The 18,507-nt window shown below is 74.1% G+C and carries 4 protein-coding genes (1 of these 4 cut by a window edge); all 4 read left to right on the top strand.

The annotated features are described in order from the left end of the window. Tightly spaced (each overlapping or abutting the next), the 4 genes in view from hmlB to ACODRW_RS02075 form a layout consistent with a single transcriptional unit that may run on beyond the window. A protein-coding gene (hmlB, locus tag ACODRW_RS02090) for a jagaricin-like haemolysin non-ribosomal peptide synthetase HmlB (RefSeq protein WP_488905094.1) crosses the window boundary here: on the top strand, positions 1 to 6,021 show its 3' portion. It extends 2,976 nt beyond the left edge of the window; 6,021 of the gene's 8,997 nt are visible here — the last part of the coding sequence; its start codon lies off the left edge, out of view; it ends in the stop codon at positions 6,019 to 6,021. After that, positions 6,018 to 16,970: a jagaricin-like haemolysin non-ribosomal peptide synthetase HmlC gene (gene hmlC, locus ACODRW_RS02085; protein WP_488905093.1), complete on the top strand. Its 10,953-nt coding sequence runs from the start codon at positions 6,018 to 6,020 to the stop codon at positions 16,968 to 16,970. Before hmlB ends, hmlC begins: the two co-directional genes overlap by 4 nt. Then, a complete protein-coding gene (gene hmlD, locus ACODRW_RS02080) occupies positions 16,967 to 17,737 on the top strand; it encodes an SDR family oxidoreductase HmlD (RefSeq protein WP_488905092.1) in 771 nt (256 codons plus the stop codon). Before hmlC ends, hmlD begins: the two co-directional genes overlap by 4 nt. After that, complete coding sequence (locus tag ACODRW_RS02075; protein ID WP_488905091.1) at positions 17,734 to 18,507, top strand: glycosyltransferase family 32 protein; 774 nt, start codon at positions 17,734 to 17,736, stop codon at positions 18,505 to 18,507. The genes hmlD and ACODRW_RS02075 overlap by 4 nt, the downstream gene beginning before the upstream one ends.

The following is an 18,507-nucleotide window of genomic DNA, read 5'->3' as shown; positions in this document are numbered from 1 at the left end:
TTCGCCCTCGGCGGCGATTCCATCCTCTCGCTGCAAGTGGTCGCCCGCGCCCGCGCGCAAGGCCTGGCGCTGAGTCCGCGCCAGCTGCTGCTGGAGCCCAGCATCCGCCAGCTGGCCGCCGCGCTCAGCACGGCGGCGGCCGAGGAAGACGCCGCGGCCGCCGGTCCGCTGCCGGCCACGCCCATCCAGCGCTGGTTCGCCGGCCAGGAGCTGGCCGAGCCGCGGCATTGGAACCAGGCGCTGGCGCTGCAACTGGCCCGCCCCGTGGACGCGGCCCGGCTGCAAGCCGCGCTCGACGCCGTGGCCGCGCGCCACGACGCCTTCCGCCTGCGCTTCGCGCCGGAGCCGGCGCTGGCCGAGGCGGCCGGCGGCTGGCCCTGCCGCGAACTGGAACTGGCGGACGAGAGCGAGGAGGCCGCGCGCGCGGCGATAGAACAGGCCCAGCGCCAGCTGGACCCGGACGCCGGCCCGCTGGCCCGCGCGCTCTTGCTGCGACGCGGCCGGCAAGCGCCGCTGCTGGCGCTGATCGTCCACCATCTGGCGGTGGACGCGGTGTCCTGGGGCATTCTGCTGGACGATCTGACGCAAGCACTGGACGCGCTGACGCGCGGCGAAGCCCCGCGGCTCGCCGCCGTGCCCGCCAACTGGCGGCGCTGGGCGGAGCGGCAGCGCGCCGACGCCGCCGAGGCGGACCCCGCGCCCTGGCTCGGCCAGGCCGCGGCCGGCTTCCCGACGCTGCGCCGCGACTTCGCTGCGCCGGCGGCCAATACCGAAGCCGCCTCGCGGCTGCTCAGCCGCGAGCTGGACGCGGCCTTGACCGGCCGCCTGCTGGCCGCCGGCGCCCGCGCCGCCGGCCAGCGCGTCAGCGCCCTGCTGCTGTTGGCCTTATGGCGCGCGCTGGCCTCCCGGCTAGACGCGCCGCGCTTCGCGGTGACGCTGGAACACCACGGCCGCGATGCGGAATCCGGCCTGGACCTGTCCCGCACCATGGGCTGGTTCACCGCGCTGTATCCGCTGAGCGTGGCCGGCGACGCCGCCACCGCCGGCGCGGCCGAACTCTTGGCCGCCATCGCCGCGCCCTTGTCGCTGTTGACCCCCATCGCGCCGGAATACGGCCAGGCGCGCTGGCTGGGGCCGGACAAAGAGGCGCGCCGGCGGCTGGACGCGGCCGGCCTGCCGGAAATCAGCTTCAATTACCTGGGCGCGCCGCGCGGCGTCGACAACGCCTGGTTCCAACTGCGGCCCGAACTGATTGCCGGCGAACGCGCCGCCGCCAACCTGCGCCCCTTCGCGCTGGACCTGGTGCTGGTGGTGCTGGACGGCAGGCTGCGCGTGGACTGGCGCTACCCCGGCGGCCAGTTCGAAGCGGCCACCGTCGCCGGCTGGGCCGACGCCTTCGCCCGCGAACTCGCGCTGGCGCTGGACGAGATCGAGGCCGCGCCGCTGCTGGCCGCCGATTACCCGCTGGCGCGGCTGGAGCAGGCCGCCGTGGAGGAGCTGGCGCGCCGGAGCGGCCCTTTCGACGACCTCTATCCGCTGTCCCCGCTGCAACAGGGCATGCTGTTCCACAGCGTGGCCGACGCCGCCGACGGCGCTTATCTGGAACAGCTCAGCAGCGTGGTCAGCGGCCCTCTGGACCCGGACGCCTTCGCCGAGGCCTGGCGCGCGATGCTGGCGCGTCATCCGCTGCTGCGCTCCGGCTTCCACTGGCAGGGCCTGGCCCAGCCGCTGCAGGCGGCGATGCGCGCGGCGCCGCTGCCGATCAGCCGGCTGGACTGGTCCGGCCTGGCCGAGCCCGAGGCCGCGCTGGCCGACTATCTGGCCGCCGACGCCGCGCGGCCGTTCGCGCTGGACGCCGCGCCGCTGATGCGGCTGGCGCTGATCCGCCTGGGCCAGGACCGCTGGCGCTGGATCTGGAGCTATCACCACCTGCTGCTGGACGGCTGGTCGCTGCCGCTGTTCTTCCGCGAGCTGCTGACCCTGTACCGCGCGCTCAGCCGCGGCGAGGCCCCGGCCCTGCCGCCGGCGCGGCCGTTCTCCGCCTATATCGGCTGGCTGGACCGCGCCGGCCGCCGCGCCCGCTCGGACGAGCGCTTCTGGCGCCGCTATTTCTCCGGGCTGGAACAGCCCACCCTGCTCGCCGGCCCCGCCGGCGGCGGCGCCGACTTCGTCGAGCGGGAAATCCGGCTGTCGCCGGAGTGGAGCGCGCGCGCCGCCGCCGCGATGCAGGCTTGCGCCAGCACGCTGAACACCCTGTTCCAGGCCGCCTGGGCGCTGACCCTGGCGCGCAGCGGCCACGGCGAGGACATCGTGTTCGGCGCGGCCCTGTCCGGCCGCAACGGCGATCTGCCCGGCATAGGCGAAATGATAGGGCTGTTCATCAACACCCTGCCCTTGCGGGTGCGGCTCAATCCGGCCGCCGACGCGCGCGCGCTGCTGGCCCAGGTGCAGGCCGATCAGGCCCGGGTGCAGGACTACGCCCACAACCGGCTGGTGGACGTCCAGCGCTGGGCCGGCCGCGACAACGCCCAGTTGTTCGACTCCCTGCTGGTCTTCGAGAACTACCCCGCCGACGCGCTGCTGCGCGACGAGGCCGCCGGCCTGGGCTTTGAAACGCCGCGCTTCAGCGAACACACCAACTACCCGCTGACGCTGGCCGTGATCCCCGGCGCGGCCCTGACCGTCAAGCTCACCTTCGACCGCAGCCGCGTCGCCGACGCGGCGGCCGAGGAATTGCTGCAACGCTGGCTCGCGGTGGCGGAACGCATGGTCGCCGCGCCGGACGCCGCCGTCGCCTCCATCGAGCTGCTGCCCGCGGACACGCGGCGGGCGCGGATCGCCGACGCCGCCCGGCCGCCGCTGGCCTCGCCGGAACTGGCGCAGCGCCTGTTCGAGCGCCAGGCCGCCGCCGCGCCGCGCGCGCCGGCGCTGCTGGACGAGAACGGCGCGCTCGATTACGCCGGACTGGAGCGCCGCGCCAACCAACTGGCCCACCGGCTGCAAGCGCTGGGCGCCGGCCCGGAAACCGTGGTGGGCGTGCTGCTGCCGCGCGGTGCGGACGCGGTGACGGCGCTGCTGGCCACGCTGAAGGCCGGCGCCGTCTATCTGCCGCTGGACCCGGCCTATCCGGCCGAACGGCTGGACTATATGCTGGCCGACAGCGGCGCCGCCATCCTGCTCAGCGAAACGCGCCTGCTGCCGACGCTGAGCCGGCTGCCGGCCAAGCTGCTGTTGCTGGATCAAGCCGCCGACTCGCCGGACGCCGCGCCGCCCTGCGCCGCCTGCGTCGACAATCTGGCCTATCTGATCTACACCTCAGGCTCCACCGGCTGGCCCAAGGGCGTGGGCGTCAGCCATCGCGGCGTCGCCAACCTCTGCCGCGCCCAATGCGAGGTTTTCCAGGTGGACGCCGGCAGCCGCGTCTATCAGTTCGCCCCGCTGAGCTTCGACGCCTCGGTGTCGGAAATCTTCATGGCCCTGGGCAGCGGCGCGGCCCTGTGCCTGCCGGAAGCCGACGCCGCTCAAGACCCGGCCGGCGCACTGCGCCGCGCCGCGCGGCGTCACGGCCTGACCCACGCCACCCTGCCGCCGGCGCTGCTGGCGGCGCTGGAGCAAGACGACCTGCCCGGCCTGCGCACCCTGATCTCCGCCGGCGAAACCGCCGCGCCCGGCCTGCTGGCGCGCTGGGCCGCCAAGCGCCGCGTGGTCAACGCCTACGGCCCGACCGAGGCCACGGTCTGCGCCAGCATGCAGGCCTGCGACGCGCTCGAGCCGCTGCCGTCCATAGGCCGCGGCATGGCCGGCGTCCGCCTCTATCTGCTGGACCGCTGGGGCGGCCTGGTGCCGCCCGGCGTGCCCGGCGAGCTGCACATCGGCGGCGAGGCGCTGGCGCGCGGCTATATCGGCCAGCCCGGCCGCACCGCCGCCAGCTTCGTGCCGGACGCGGTGTCCGGCCTGCCCGGCGCGCGGCTGTACCGCAGCGGCGACCTGGGCGAATACCTGCCCGACGGCGGCATCCGCTTCCTGGGCCGCGCCGGCGGCCAGGTCAAGCACCGCGGCTACCGCATCGAGCTGGACGGCGTCGCCGCCGCGCTGAACGCCCATCCGGACGTGGACGAGGCGCTGGCGCTGATCCGCCGGGACGGCGAGCGCCGCCAGCTACTGGCCTACGCCCGGCTCAAACCGGAGGCCGCCGCCGACGCCGCCGCGCTGCGCGAACACCTGGCCGCCCGGCTGCCGGCCCACGAGCTGCCGCAGGCCATCCTGATCCTGCGCCAATGGCCGCTGACCCCGGCCGGCAAGATAGACCGCGCGGCGCTGCCGTCGCCGGAAGACGCCGCGCCGGACGCGCCGGACGCGGACGCCGCGCTGAGCCCGGCCGAGGCCGCGCTGCTGGAGATCTGGCGCTCGGCGCTGGGTCGCGGCGGCATCGGCGTTCACGACAATTATTTCGCCACCGGCGGCGATTCCATCCTGGCCCTGCAAATCGTCTCGCGCGCCAAGCAGGCCGGTTTCGACATCGAGCCGCGCGCGCTGTTCGCCCATCCCACGGTGGCCGGGCTGGCGGCGGTGGCCGGCGCGACAGCGCGGCGGACCCACATCGAGGAGCCGGAGCAGGCCGAGGCGCCGCTGGCGCCCATCCAGCGCTGGTTCCTGCAACAAGACTGGCCCGCGCCGCAGCACTGGAACCTCAGCCTGCGGCTGAGCCTGGACGCCGCCGCGGACCCGGCCGCGCTGCGGGCGGCGCTGACGGCCGTGGCCCTGCGGCACGACGCGCTGCGCCTGAGGCTGCGCCGCGAGCCCGACGGCGGCTGGAGCCAGCATTACGGCCCGCGCGCCGCGCCGCCGCTTGAAACGCTGATCCTGCGGGAAACGGAAGCGGCCGCGCGCGAGGCGGAGCTGCAAGCCCACGGCGCGCGCTTGCAAGCCTCGCTGGACCTGGAGCGCGGCCCGCTGCTGCGCGCCGTGCTGATCGAGGCCGGGCCGGACGGCCGCCCCGAACTGCTGCTGATCGCCCACCACTGGGTGCTGGACGTGGTGTCCTGGCGCATTCTGCTGGACGACCTGGACCAGGCCTACGGCCAGGCCGCGGACGGCGTAGAGATCTCGCTGCCGCCGGTGGCCGTCAGCTACCGGGCCTGGGCGCGCTCGCTGGCGGAAGCCGCGCCCGCGCTGGCCGGCGAACTCGGCTACTGGCGCGCCGCCGTCGCCCCGCTGGCCGCGCCGCCCGGACTCTCTGCCGTCGGCCGCGTGGCGGAACGCCGCCGCGCGACGGTCGGCCTGGACGCCGACGCCAGCGCCGCGCTGCTGGAAGGCGGCGCGGAACGCTACCGCGCCCAGCCGCAGGAACTGCTGCTGGCGGCGCTGACCCTGGCCTGGCGCCGGCTGAGCGGCCTGCCCGCGCTCGCCCTGGACCTGGAAAACCACGGCCGCGGCGCGGCGGCGGGCCCCGCTCCCGATCTGTCGCGCAGCGTGGGCTGGTTCACCTGCCTGCACCCGCTGCGCATAGAGCCGGCCGGCGACGGCTGGGAGCCGGCGGCGGCGGCGGCCAAGGCCGCGCTGCGCGGCGTGCCCGGCGGCGGCATCGGCTTCGGCGCGCTGCGCTATCTGGGCGATCCGGCCCAGGCCGCCGCGCTGGACCAGGCGCCGCCGCGGCCGCTCAGCTTCAACTATCTGGGCCGGCTGGACGACGCCGCCGACGGCGTGCTGCCGCGGCTGCGCGCGCGGCTGTCGGCGCGGGAGGCCGGACCGGCGCAAGACCCGCGCCAGCGGCTGCCGCACGCCGTCGCCGTCAACGCCCGCATCGAGAAAGGCCGCCTGCGGCTGGACTTCGACTACGCCGACGCCCACGACACCCCGGCCCTGGCCGAACAGTGCCGCCTGGCGCTGGAAGAACTGGCCGCGCTCTGCCGCGCCGGCGGCCTGCCCGCCGTCGCCTACCACACCTCGGACTTCGCCGGCGTCGCGCTGGAAGAGAACGAATTGGCCGCCTTGCTGGACGACCTCACCGACATAGAATGACCATGACAAGCACACCGAACCTCAAAGACCAGATCCAGGACATCCTGCCCCTGAGCCCGCTGCAACGCGGCGTGCTGTTCCACACCTTGTTCGCGCCCGGCTCGCCGGTCTATTTCGAGCAATTGATCTGCCGGCTGGACGGCGCGGTGGACCCCGCCGCCATGGCCGACGCGCTGGAGCGGCTGGCCGAACGCCATCCCATCCTGCGCACCGCCTTCGTCACCAAGGGCCAGGCCGAGCCGCGCCAGGTGGTGTTCCGCCGCGCCCGCGCGCCGCTGGCCGTCCACGACTGGAGCCAAGACGATGCGGCCGAGCGCGAGCGGCGGCTGGAGGCGCTGCTGGACGAAGACCGCCGCCTCGGCTTCCAGCTGAACCGGCCGCCGCTGATGCGGCTGACGCTGCTGCGCTACGGGCCGGCGGAATGGCGGCTGATCTGGAGCCACCATCACATTCTGCTGGACGGCTGGTCGCTGCCCATCCTGATGCGCGATTACTTCGCGCTGCTGTCCGGCGCGGCGCTGCCGCCGCCGCCGCCGCCCTTCTCCGCCTATCTGAGCTGGCTGGGCCGCCAGGACCAGGACGCCGCCGCCAGCCGCTGGCGCGCCCTGCTGGGCGATCTCGCCGCGCCGACGCCGCTGGGCCTGGACCGGCCGGCGCTGCCGGGCGCCTTGGCCGGCGCCGACGTCGGCCAGATCGAACGACGGCTGGACTACCGCGTCGACGGCGACCTCGCCGCCGCCGCCGAACGCTGCCGGGTAACGCCGGGCACCCTGCTGCTGGGCGCCTGGGCCATCCTCCTCAGCCGCTACGCGCGCCAGGACGACGTGGTCTTCGGCCTCACCCTGTCCGGCCGCGCCATCGACCTGCCCGGCGTGGACGGCATGGCGGGCCTGTTGATCAACTCCCTGCCGCTGCGCCTGGCGACGCCGGCCGACGCCGCGCTGCCGCAATGGCTGGCCGAGGTGCAGCGCCGCCAGCTGGAGCTGCAATCGCTGTCGCACAGCGATCTGGCCGAAGTCCAGCGCCACAGCGGCGTGCCGCGCGGCCAGCCGCTGTTCGAAACCCTGGTGGCGATAGACAACTTCCCGATAGGCGACGCCCTGCCCTCGGACGGCTTGGGCTTCCGGATTTCCGACGTTTCCCAGCGCGAGCGCACCCACTACCCGCTGACGCTGACCCTGGTGCCGGGCGCGGACGGCTTGAGCTTGAAGCTGGGCTTCGACCGCGCGCGGGTGGACGAGGCGCCGGCCGCGGCGCTGGCCGAGGCTTATCTGGAGCTGCTGCGCCAGATCGCCGCGCGGCCGGACGCCGCGCTGCGCGAACTGGGCCTGGTGCGGCCCAGCGCGGTTCAGCCGCCCGCGCCGCTCCCGCCGGCCGGCCGCGGCGGGCCGGACACCCTGGCCGCCGCCTTCCTGGCCGCCGCCGAGCGTTTTCCGGACCGCGTCGCCGTCAGCGACGGCCCCGCGACGCTGAGCTACCGGCAGCTGCGCGCCCAGGCCGCCGCCATCGCGGAACGCTTGCGCCAGGACGGCGTCGCGCCCGGCGTCAGGGTGGGCGTCTGCCTGCCGCGCTCCGCCGGACAAATCGCCGCCATGCTTGGCGTGACGCTGGCCGGCGGCGTCTATCTGCCGCTGGACCCGGATTATCCGGAAGAGCGGCTGGCCTATCAGCTGGACGACAGCCAGGCTTTGCTCACGCTGACCGACGCCGAACACAGGCCGCGGCTGCCGGCGGAACACCGCTGCCTGTCGCTGGCGGAAATAGGCTGCGGCGCCAGACCGGCGGCGCGGCCGCCCGCCGGCCTGGAAGCCGGGCACGGCGCTTACGTGATCTACACCTCCGGCTCCACCGGCCAGCCCAAGGGCGTGCTGGTTTCCCACCGCAATGTGCTGCGCTTGTTCTCCGCCAGCGCCCGCCATTTCGCCTTCGACGAGAACGACGTCTGGACTTATTTCCACTCCTTCGCCTTCGATTTCTCGGTGTGGGAAATCTGGGGCGCGCTGCTCTACGGCGGCCGCTGCGTGGTGGTGCCGCGCGAACTCAGCCGCGATCCGGCCGCCTTCGTCGAACTGCTGGGCCGCGAGGGCGTCACCGTGCTGAACCAGACCCCGTCGGCGTTCAAGCTGGCGATCGCCGCGGAAAGCGCCGCGCCGCTGCCGCGGCCGACGACGCTGCGCTGGGTGATCTTCGGCGGCGAGGCGCTGCGGCTGGCGGAATTGGGCCCGTGGCTGGAACAGCACGGCGACGACAGCCCGCGGCTGGCCAATATGTACGGCATCACCGAAACCACCGTCCACGTCACCTTCCGCCGCATCCTCGCCGCCGATCTTGAGACCGGCGGCGAACTCAGCCCGATAGGCGAGCCGCTGGACGACCTGAGCCTGGAACTGGCGGACCCCTGCGGCCACCCCGTGCCCTTGGGCGCGCCCGGCGAAATCCTGGTCGGCGGCGCCGGCGTCAGCCTAGGCTATCTGAACCGCCCGCAATTGAACGCCGAGCGTTTTCCCGGCGTCGGCGCGGAACGGCGCTACCGTTCCGGCGATCTGGCGCGGCGCAGCGCCGACGGCGAACTGCTCTACTGCGGCCGCATCGACCATCAAGTGAAGATCCGCGGCTTCCGCATCGAGCTGGGCGAAGTGCGCGCCGCGCTGCTGAGCCATCCGGCGGTGAGCGACGTTCACCTCGTCGCCGCCGACGACCAACTCATCGCCTATCTGCGCGCCGACGACCCGGCCGCGGCCGGCGCCGACGCCTTGCGCCGCCATCTGGCCGCGCGCTTGCCGGCCCACATGATTCCGGCGGCCTTCATCGTGCTGGCCGAGTTTCCGCTCACCCTCAACGGCAAGGTGGACGCGCGCGCGCTGCCGTCGCCGCAAGGCGCGCGCTCGGCGCTGGACACGCCCTACGTCCCCGCCGCCACCGCCAGGCAAAAGCTGCTGGCCGAGATCTGGAGCCAGGTGCTGGGCCTGCCGCGCGTCGGCATCCACGACAATTATTTCTCGCTGGGCGGCGACTCCATCCGCAGCGTGCGCATCGCCGGCCTGGCCAAGGAGCGCGGCTGCCCGCTGAGCATCCAGGACATTTTCCGCCACGGCACCATCGCCGCCATCGTCGAGGCGATGGGCGAAGGCGAAGACGAAAACACCAGCGCGCCGGACCCAGTCCTGCCGCCCTTCGCGCTGATAGACGCCGCCGACCGCGCGCGGCTGCCGCCCGAGGTGGAAGACGCGCTGCCGCTGGCCAGGCTGCAGGCCGGCATGCTGTTCCACAATGAATACGACGACGGCCGCAATCTGTACCACGATGTGTTCTCCCACCGGCTGCGCGCCGACATCGCCCCGGAACGCCTGCGCCAGGCGCTGGCGGAGCTGAGCCGCGAACATCCGCTGCTGCGCACCGGCTTCGCGCTGGCCGGCTACTCCCAGCCGCTGCAGCTGGTCTGGCGCGATCTGACGCCCAGCCTGGACATCGACGACCTGCGCGGCCTGTCGCCGCAGCAGCGGGACGAGGCCGTGGCCAGCCAGCTGCGGCAATTGAGCGAACAGCGCTTCGCGCCGGAACGGCCGCCGCTGCTGCGCGTCGGCTGCCTGCGGCTGGCCGACGACGAATGGCAGCTGACGCTGGCCTTCCACCACGCCATCCTGGACGGCTGGAGCGTGGCCACCCTGTGCGCGGCCCTGTTCAAACGGATGCGCGGCCAGACCGGCCCCGCGCCGGCTCCGCGCGCGGCCTTCCGCGACTTCGTCGCCGCGGAGCGGGCGGCGCTGGCCGATCCGGCGCAGCAGGCTTACTGGCGCGCCCAATTGAGCGGCCTGCCGTCCGCCGCCATTCCGCGCTGGCCGCAGCATGCCGCGCCGACGGGCAAGTCCAGGGTGGGCGCGCAGGAAATCGGTTTCCCGGCCGCCGTCGCCGCCGCGCTGATCCGCCTGGCCGCCGACAGCGGCCTGCCGCTGAAGACCCTGTTGCTGGCGGTGCACGCCCGCACGCTGGCCTGCTTGTGCGGCCAGGACGAAATCGTCACCGGCCTGGTCAGCAACGGCCGCCCGGCCGACGCCGACGGCGCCGAAGCGCTGGGCCTCTTCCTCAACACCCTGCCGCTGCGCGTCCGCGTCGGCGGCAGCTGGCGCGCGCTGCTGGCGGAAACCATGGCGGCGGAGGGCAACAGCCTGCCTCACCGCTTCTTCCCGCTGGCGGACATCCTCAAGCTGGGCGAAGCCGCCCGCTTCGAAGCCTCCTTCAACTACGTGGACTTCCACGTCTACCGCGAACTGGGCGAGGCCGGCGCGCTGGAAGTGCTGGACAGCAGCCGCCTGGAAGCGGTGGACATCCCGCTGGCGGTCACCTTCAGCGCCAGCCGCGCCGAGGGCGCCGTCACCCTGGGCTTTTCCTACGACCGCGCGGCCTTCCCCGACGCGCAAGTGGCCGCCATCGGCCGGCTCTACCTGGCCGCCGCCGAGGCGCTGACGCGTAACCCGGACGCCCTGTGCCTGGACGCGCCGCTGACCCAGAGCGCGCCCAAGCCGCTACGCGGCCCGTCCGCCGGCCTCGCCGACTTCTCGGTGCCGCAGGCCATCGCCGCCGTCGCGCGGCAACGCCCGGACGCGGTGGCCGTGGCCGGCGAGGGCGCGACGCTGAGCTACGCCGAACTGGACGCCCGCGCCAATCGGCTGGCGCGCCGGCTGCTGGCGCACGGCGCCGGCCCGGACGCGGTGGTGGCGCTGGACTTGCCGCGCTCGCCCGAGCTGGTGGTGGCGATGCTGGCGACGCTGAAAGCCGGCACCGCCTATCTGCCGCTGGACCGCGGCCAGCCGGAAGCGCGCCGCCGCGACATCCTGCAAGAGGCCGCGCCGGCGCTGCTGCTCAGCCTGGACCCCGCCGCTGACGCGCCGCCCGGCTGCGCCGTCTTGCAAGCAAACCTGGCCGAAGATCTGAACGATGAAGACGCGGCCGCCCCCGTCGCGCCGGTCCATGGCGACGCGCTGGCCTATCTGCTGTTCACCTCCGGCTCCAGCGGCCGCCCCAAGGGCGTCGCCGTCGGCCGCGCCGCGCTGGACAACCACATGGCCTGGATGAAGCGCCGCTACCCGCTGGACGCGGACGACGCGGTGCTGCAGAAAACCCCGGTGGGCTTCGACGCCTCGGTATGGGAATTCTGGGCGCCGCTGACCCAGGGCGCGAAGCTGCTGCTGGCGGCCGAGGACGGCCACCGCGACCCGGACTACCTGATCCGCGCCGTGCGCGAACAAGGCGTCACCGTGCTGCAGCTGGTGCCCAGCCTGCTGGCCGTGCTGCTGGCGATGCCGGACTTCGCCGGCTGCCGCGCGCTGCGCCGGGTCTTCGTCGGCGGCGAAGCGCTGCCGGCCGCCACCCTGGCCCGCTTCCACGCCGCGCTGGACATCCCGCTGGTCAATCTCTACGGCCCCACCGAAACCGCCATCGACGCCTCCAGCGCGGAATACCTGCGCTCGGACCCGCCGGCGCTCGCCGTCGGCATCGGCCAGCCCATAGACGGCGTCGTCTTCCACGTGCTGGACGCCCGCCTCAATCCGGTGCCGCCCGGCGTGCGCGGCGAACTCTACATCGCCGGCTGCGGCCTGGCGCGCGGCTATCTGGGCCAGCCGGCGCAGACCGCGCGGCGTTTTATCCCGGACCCGCTGTCGCCGCTGCCCGGCGGCCGCCTGTACCGCAGCGGCGACATCGTGCGCCTGCTGCCGGACGGCGCGCTGGAATACCTGGGCCGCGCCGACGGCCAGGTCAAGCTGCGCGGCCAGCGGGTGGAACTGGAGGAGATCGAAGCCGGCCTCGCCGCCTGCCCCGGCGTGCGCCAAGCCGCCGCCGCGCTCTACCGCGACCGCTCCGGCGCGGACCGGCTGGCCGCCTACGTCCGGCTGACGCCGGAGGCCGAGGCCGGCGACTGGCGCGCGGCCATGCTGGCGGCGCTGCGCCTGCGCTTGCCGGAATACATGCTGCCGGCGCAATGGATCGCGCTGCGGCAATGGCCGGTCGGCCCCAACGGCAAGACCGACCGCGCCGCCTTGCCGGCGCCGCAGACGGACGCGGCGTCCCCGGTCCGCGGCCGCGCGCCCGACACCCCGCAAGAGCAAGCCTTGGCCGCGATCTGGCAACAAGTGCTGGGCCGCGAGGACATCGGCGCCGACGACAACTTCTTCCAATTGGGCGGGGACTCCATCCTCGGCCTGCAGATCGTGGCCCAGGCCCGCCAGGCCGGCCTGGCGCTGGCCGCGCGCGACATCTTCAGCCATCCCACCGTCGCCGAACTGGCCGCCCAGGTTCGCCCGGCGCGGCCGGAAGCCGAACTGCCGGAGATTCCGTCCGACACGCCGCTGCCGCTGACCCCGGCCCAGCACTGGTTCTTCGAACGCCTAAGCGCCCTGCCGCGTCCCGGCCACTGGAACCAGGCGCTGCTGCTGAGCGTGGCCGCCGGCGTGTCCGCGCCGGCGCTGCGCGACGCCCTGCTGCGGCTGGAACAAAGCCACGACGCCTTCCGCCTGCGCTTCGCCGCCGGCGCCGAAGGCTGGCGTCAACACTACGCGCCGCGCGAGGCCTTGAGCGAAGAAGACTGGCTGGAGCGCGTCGATCTGAGCGCGCTGCCGGCCGCGGAGCGCGCCGCCGCCATCGAGGCCCGCGCCGAAGCGGCGCAGCGGGAGTTGGATCTGGAACGCGGGCCGCTGCTGCGGGCCGTGCACTTCGACTGCGGCGACGGCGAAGCCGGCCGGCTGCTGTTGCTCATCCATCATTTGATCGTGGACGGCGTGTCCTGGCGCGTGCTGTTGCAGGATCTCGCCGGCCTGCTGGCCGGCGTGGCCCCGCCGCCGGCGCGCGTCGGCTTCGGCCATTGGGCGCTGCGCCCGCGCGCGCCCTCCGCCGAAGAACGCGCTTACTGGCTAGACCAGGCGCGGCTGGCCGCCGACGCGGTCCGCGTCCCGCTGACGGCGGAGGCGGAACGCGACAACCGCTACGGCGCGGCCGACACCGTGGAACTGTCGCTGGACGGCGGCGAAACCGCCGCCCTGCTCCGCGGCGGAGCGCTGCGCGCCAGCGCCGAGGAAATGCTGCTGGCGGCGGCGCTGGGCGCGCTGCGCGACTGGCTGGACGCCGACGCGCTGTCCATCACCATGGAAGGCCACGGCCGCGACGACGAGACGCTGGACCTCTCCCGCACCGTGGGCTGGTTCACCGCCCTGTACCCGCTGACCGTGAGCGGCCTGGCCGAAGCCACGCCGCAGCGCCTGCTGCGCCGGGTCAAGCAGACGCTGCGCGCGGTGCCGGCCGGCGGCGCCGGCTACGGCGCGCTGCGGCAGGCGGACGACGCCGACGCCCGCGCGCTGGCCGCCGCTCCGGAGCCGCAGATCGCCTTCAACTACCTGGGCCAGTTCGACACCAGCCTGCCGGCCGACGGCGCGCTGGCGCCGGCGCCGGAATCAGTGGGCGCGATGGAAGACCCGGACGGCCTGCGCCCGCGGCTGATCGACATCGTGGCCCTGGTCAGCGACGGCAAGCTGTCGCTGCGCTGGAACTACGGCCGCGCCGCCCTGCCGCGCGCGACGGTGGAAGCCCTCGCCCGCCAGACGCGGCAGCGGCTGCTGGCGCTGCTAAGCCTGGACGCGGACGCCGACGCCGCGGCGTCGGCCCTGACCCCGGACGATTTCCCGCTGGCCGCGCTGGACGAGGCCGGCCTGCCCGCGGCGCTGGGCGCGCATGGCGACATCGTCGACCTGTGGTCGCTGACCCCGGTGCAGGAAGGCATGCTGTTCCACACGCGGATGGAAGCCGCCGCCGGCCCGGCCGGCGTCTATATCGAACAAGTGGTCGCCGAACTGGACGGCGCGGTGGACCCGGCCTTGCTGCGCCAAGCCTGGGAACAGGTGCTGGCGCGACACGACGCGCTGCGCGTCAGCTTCGCCTGGGAAGGGCTGGCCGCCCCGCTGCAGCGGGTCCACCGCGCGCCCGCGCTGCCGTTCTCGGTCCGCGAAACGCCGGACGAGGCCGCGCTGGAACGCTATCTGGCCGCCGACCGCGCCGCCGGCTTCGCGCTGGACGCCCCGCCCTTGATGCGCCTCGCGCTGCTGACGCGTAACTGCGCGCCGTGGCGGCTGGTCTGGACCCATCACCACGCGCTGCTGGACGGCTGGTCCATGGCCGTCGTCTTCGACGAGGCGTTGACCCTGTACCGCGGACTGAGCCAGGGCCAGAGCGCGGCGCTGCCGCCGGCACCCTCTTTCGGGCGCTTCATCAAATGGCTGCGCGCGCACAGCGACCGCCAGGTCCAGCAAGCCTTCTGGCGCGACTACTTCAGCGGCTACGCCGCCGCGGCCGATCTGGCCCTGCTGCCGGCCGGCGGCCCGGCCCGGCCGCGTTCCCAGTCGCTGCGGCTGAGCCCGGAACTGGGCGCCGCGCTGCGCAAGACCGCGCGCGAACGCAAAGTCACGCTCAACACCCTGTTCCAGGGCGCGCTGGCGGTGGCCCTGTCCCGCATCGGCCGCTGCGACGATCTGGTGTTCGGCGTCACCATGTCCGGCCGGCCCGAATCGCTGCCCGGCCGCGACGCCGCCGTCGGCCTGTTCATCGCCACCCTGCCGCTGCGCGCCGACTGCTCGGCCGCGCAGCCTATCGGCGATTTCCTCGGCCGGCTGCAAGACGCCCAAAGCCGGCTGGTGCCGCACGAAGCCAGCGCCCTGGTGGACATTCAGCGCTGGAGCGGCCTGTCCGCGCGCCAGCCTCTGTTCGACGCGGTGCTGGTCTATGAGAACTACCCGATCCGCGCCGAGGTCGGCGACGCCGCCCAGGCGCTGCGCGTGGGCGCGGCCTCCGCGCGCGAGCAATCCAACTACCCGCTGACCCTCTACGTCAAACCCGGCGCCGACTCCATCGAGCTGGACGGCGTCTTCGACGCCGGCCGCATCGAGGCGGAACGCGTGGACGCGCTGCTGCACGCGCTGCCGCGGCTGCTGCGCCAGATCGCCGACGGCGCGGACCGCGTCGGCGATCTGCGCCTGGCCGAGCCGACGCCGCCGGCCGCCTTCCCGCCGCCGGACGGCGACACCGTGCTCGCCATGCTGAGCGCCGCCGCGCGCCTCAAGCCGGGCAAGACCGCGGTCGCCGCCGAGGACGGCAGCCTGAGCTACGGCCAACTGGTGAGCGGCGCGCGTGCGCTGGCGCGCCGGCTGATCGCCGACGGGGTGTCCCCGGGCGACACCGTGGCGCTGGCGCTGCCGCCGGACGCGCGCGCGCTGACCGCGCTGCTGGCCACGCTGTGGGCCGGCGCGCAATACCTGCCGCTGGACCCGGCGCTGCCGCCGCTGCGCCGCGACGCCATCCTGGAAGACGCCCGCCCCGGCCTGATCCTCGTCGACGGCGACGCCTCCGGCTGGCCCGCCTCCGCCAAGCTGCTGACGCTGCCCGCGCCCCTGCCGCCCGCAGCCGCGGACATCGACGAGGGCCCGCTGCCCGGCGACGCGCTCCACCCGGAAGCGCCGGCCTACACCCTGTTCACCTCCGGCAGCACCGGCCGGCCCAAGGGCGTGCAGATCGCCCATCGCTCGCTGGCCAACATCCTGAGGCATTTCCGCGCCGAGCCCGGCTTCAGCGCCGACGACGTCTTGCTGTCGGTCACCACCTGGTCCTTCGACATCGCCGCGCTGGAACTGCTGCTGCCCCTGGTCTGCGGCGGCACCGTCGCCATCGCGCCGGCCTCGGCCGCCGGGGACGGCCCGGCGCTGGCCGCCGAGGCCGCGCGCCGTGACGCCGGCGTGATCCAGGCCACGCCGGCCAGCTGGCGCATGCTGCTGGAAGCCGGCTGGAAGCCCGCGCCCGGCCTGCGCGCCTGGTGCGGCGGCGAGGCGCTGCCCGCCGATCTGGCCCGCGCGCTGCTGGACGCCGGCGCCGCGCTGTGGAACGTCTACGGGCCCACCGAAACCACCATCTGGTCCGCGCTGCACCGGGTGGACGGCGGCCAGCTGCCGCCGCCGGCCGGCCACGCCATCCGCCGCACCACGCTGTGGACGGCCGACCATCACGACCAGCCGCTGCCGCCGCATCTGGCCGGCGAACTGCGCATAGGCGGCGACGGCCTGGCGCTGGGTTATCTGGGCGCGCCGGCGCAAACCGCCGCCCGCTTCCTCCCCGATCCGCTGGCCGGCCGGCCCGGCGCCCGCGTCTACCGCAGCGGCGATCTGGCCTGCCTGCTGCCGAACGGCGAGGTCCGCGTGCTGGGCCGGCTGGACGGCCAGGCCAAGCTCAACGGCTTCCGGCTGGAGCTGGAGGAAGTGGAAACCAGGCTGCGCGAGCTGCCCGGCGTGCGCCAGGCCGCGGCGGCCATCCGCCGCGACCCGCAAGGCCACGCCCGGCTGATCGCCTATTTGGTGCCGGACGACAGCGGCGCCTGGCGCGCCGGCGACGAGGCCGATCCGGCCGCCTTGCAGCGGGTCCGCGCCCGGCTGTCCGCCGCGCTGCCCGGCTATATGCTGCCCAGCCGCTTTGTCACCCTGGAGCGGCTGCCGCTGACGGCCAACCTCAAGCTGGACCGCAAGGCCCTGCCCGAACCGGCGGCGAACGCGCCGACCCGCGCCGGCAGCGCGCCCCAGGGCGCGCTGGAGCAAGCGGTGTGCGCGCTGTGGGAAGAAGTGTTCGAACGCGCCGGCGTCGCCGCCGACGACGACTTTTTCGAACTGGGCGGCCATTCGCTGCTGGCCACCCGCATCCAGGTGCGCGTCAACAAGATCTTCCGGCAGACCCTGCCGCTGCGCGCCACCTTCCACGCCCAGACCCCGCGCGCCCTGGCCGCGCTGCTGGCCGAACGCGAGTCCGCGCCCGGCCTGGCCGCCAAGATCGCCGCCGTCTACCTGAAGCTGCGCGGCATGTCCGACGCCGAGCGCGACGCGCTGCGCCAGGCCGCCGCCCAAACCACCACCATGGAAACCGCAGAATGAAACTGGAACACATCAACGCCATCGTCAGCGGCGCCGCCAGCGGCATAGGCCGCGCCTTCGCGCTGGAACTGGCCCGCGCCGGCGCGCGGGTCCACGCCGCCGACCTGGACGCCGCCGGCCTGCGCCGGCTGGAGGAAGACGCCGCCGGCCTGCCCGGCGCGGTGCGCGGCTCGGTGCTGGACGTGAGCCAGGAAGCCGCGGTCCGCGCCTTTCTGAAAACGGCGTCTGAGGACGCGGAGCCGGCCAATCTGCTGGTCAACAACGCCGGCATCCTGCGCGACGGCTGGCTGGTGAGGCTGGACGTGGAAGGCTTCGTCCGCAAGCTGCCCACCGCGCAATGGCGGGCGGTGCTGGACGCCAATCTGACCGCGCCCTATCTGCTGAGCCGAGAATTCGCCGCCGCCCGCGTGGAGTCCGGCCTCAAGACGCCGGGCCTGATCGTCAACGTCTCCTCCGTCACCAGCGCCGGCAATCCCGGCCAGTCCAACTACGCGGCGTCCAAGGCCGGCCTGGACGCGCTGACCCGGACCTGGGCGCTGGAACTGGCATCCTTCGGCATTCGCGTGGCCGGCCTCGCGCCCGGCCTGACCGACACCCCGATGGCGGCGGGCCTGGCGCCGGCCACCCGCGAGGACTTGATCGCCCAGGTGCCGCTGCGGCGCATGGCCGAGCCGGCGGAAATCTGGCAGGGGCTGAAATTCATCATCGAATGCGATTACTTCAACGGCCGCATCATCGCCATCGACGGCGGAGCGACCTTCTCGTGAAGCCGACACTTTCCGCTCCGGAGGCGGGCATTCCGCGCCGCATCCATCAGATCTGGTATCAAGGCGCCGCCGCGCTGCCGGACAAATACCGCCGCTACCGCGACAGCTGGATGCGACGCCATCCGGACTGGGAGTTCGTGTTCTGGGACGCGCCCAAGATGCAGGCGCTGGTCGACGAACACTATCCCTGGTTCGCGGCTCGCTACGCCGGCTTCGAGCGCGACATCCAGCGCATAGACGCCGCGCGCTATCTGTTCCTGGCGCGGCACGGCGGCTTCTACATCGACATGGACATCGAAAACCTGCGGCCCATAGACCCGCTGCTGCCGGAGAGGCGGCTGATCCTGTCGCGCACCCACGGCTTCAACAACGCGCTGATAGGCAGCGCGCCCGGCCACCCCTTGTGGGACACCGTGCTGGACCGGCTGGCCGCCGGCCAGTGCGCGCCGCTGGACCCGGCGATGCCGGCCCGGCTGCGCGAATCGCCGGCGATGCGCACCGCCATCACCGTGGGGCCGCGCTTCTTCACCTGGTGCGTGCAGCAAAGCGGCTGCCTGGACGACGCGGCCACGCTGTGCTGCCCCGGCTATTACTTCGAACCCGGCTCGCCCACGCCGGACGGCAGCTCCTGGCCGCCGGCCGACGATCCCGACGGCGGCTACGCCCGCCACCACATGGACCTCAACTGGCTGGACCTGCGCCACCGGCTATTGTCCCGGCTGAACCGGCTGCTGCTGCCCTGGCTGACGCGACGGCTGCCTTTGCAATGA

This window comes from Chromobacterium sp. FG89 (assembly GCF_057808735.1).
The sequence above is the reverse complement of the archived record's forward strand: the minus strand, read 5'-3'. Positions and strand labels throughout refer to the sequence as shown.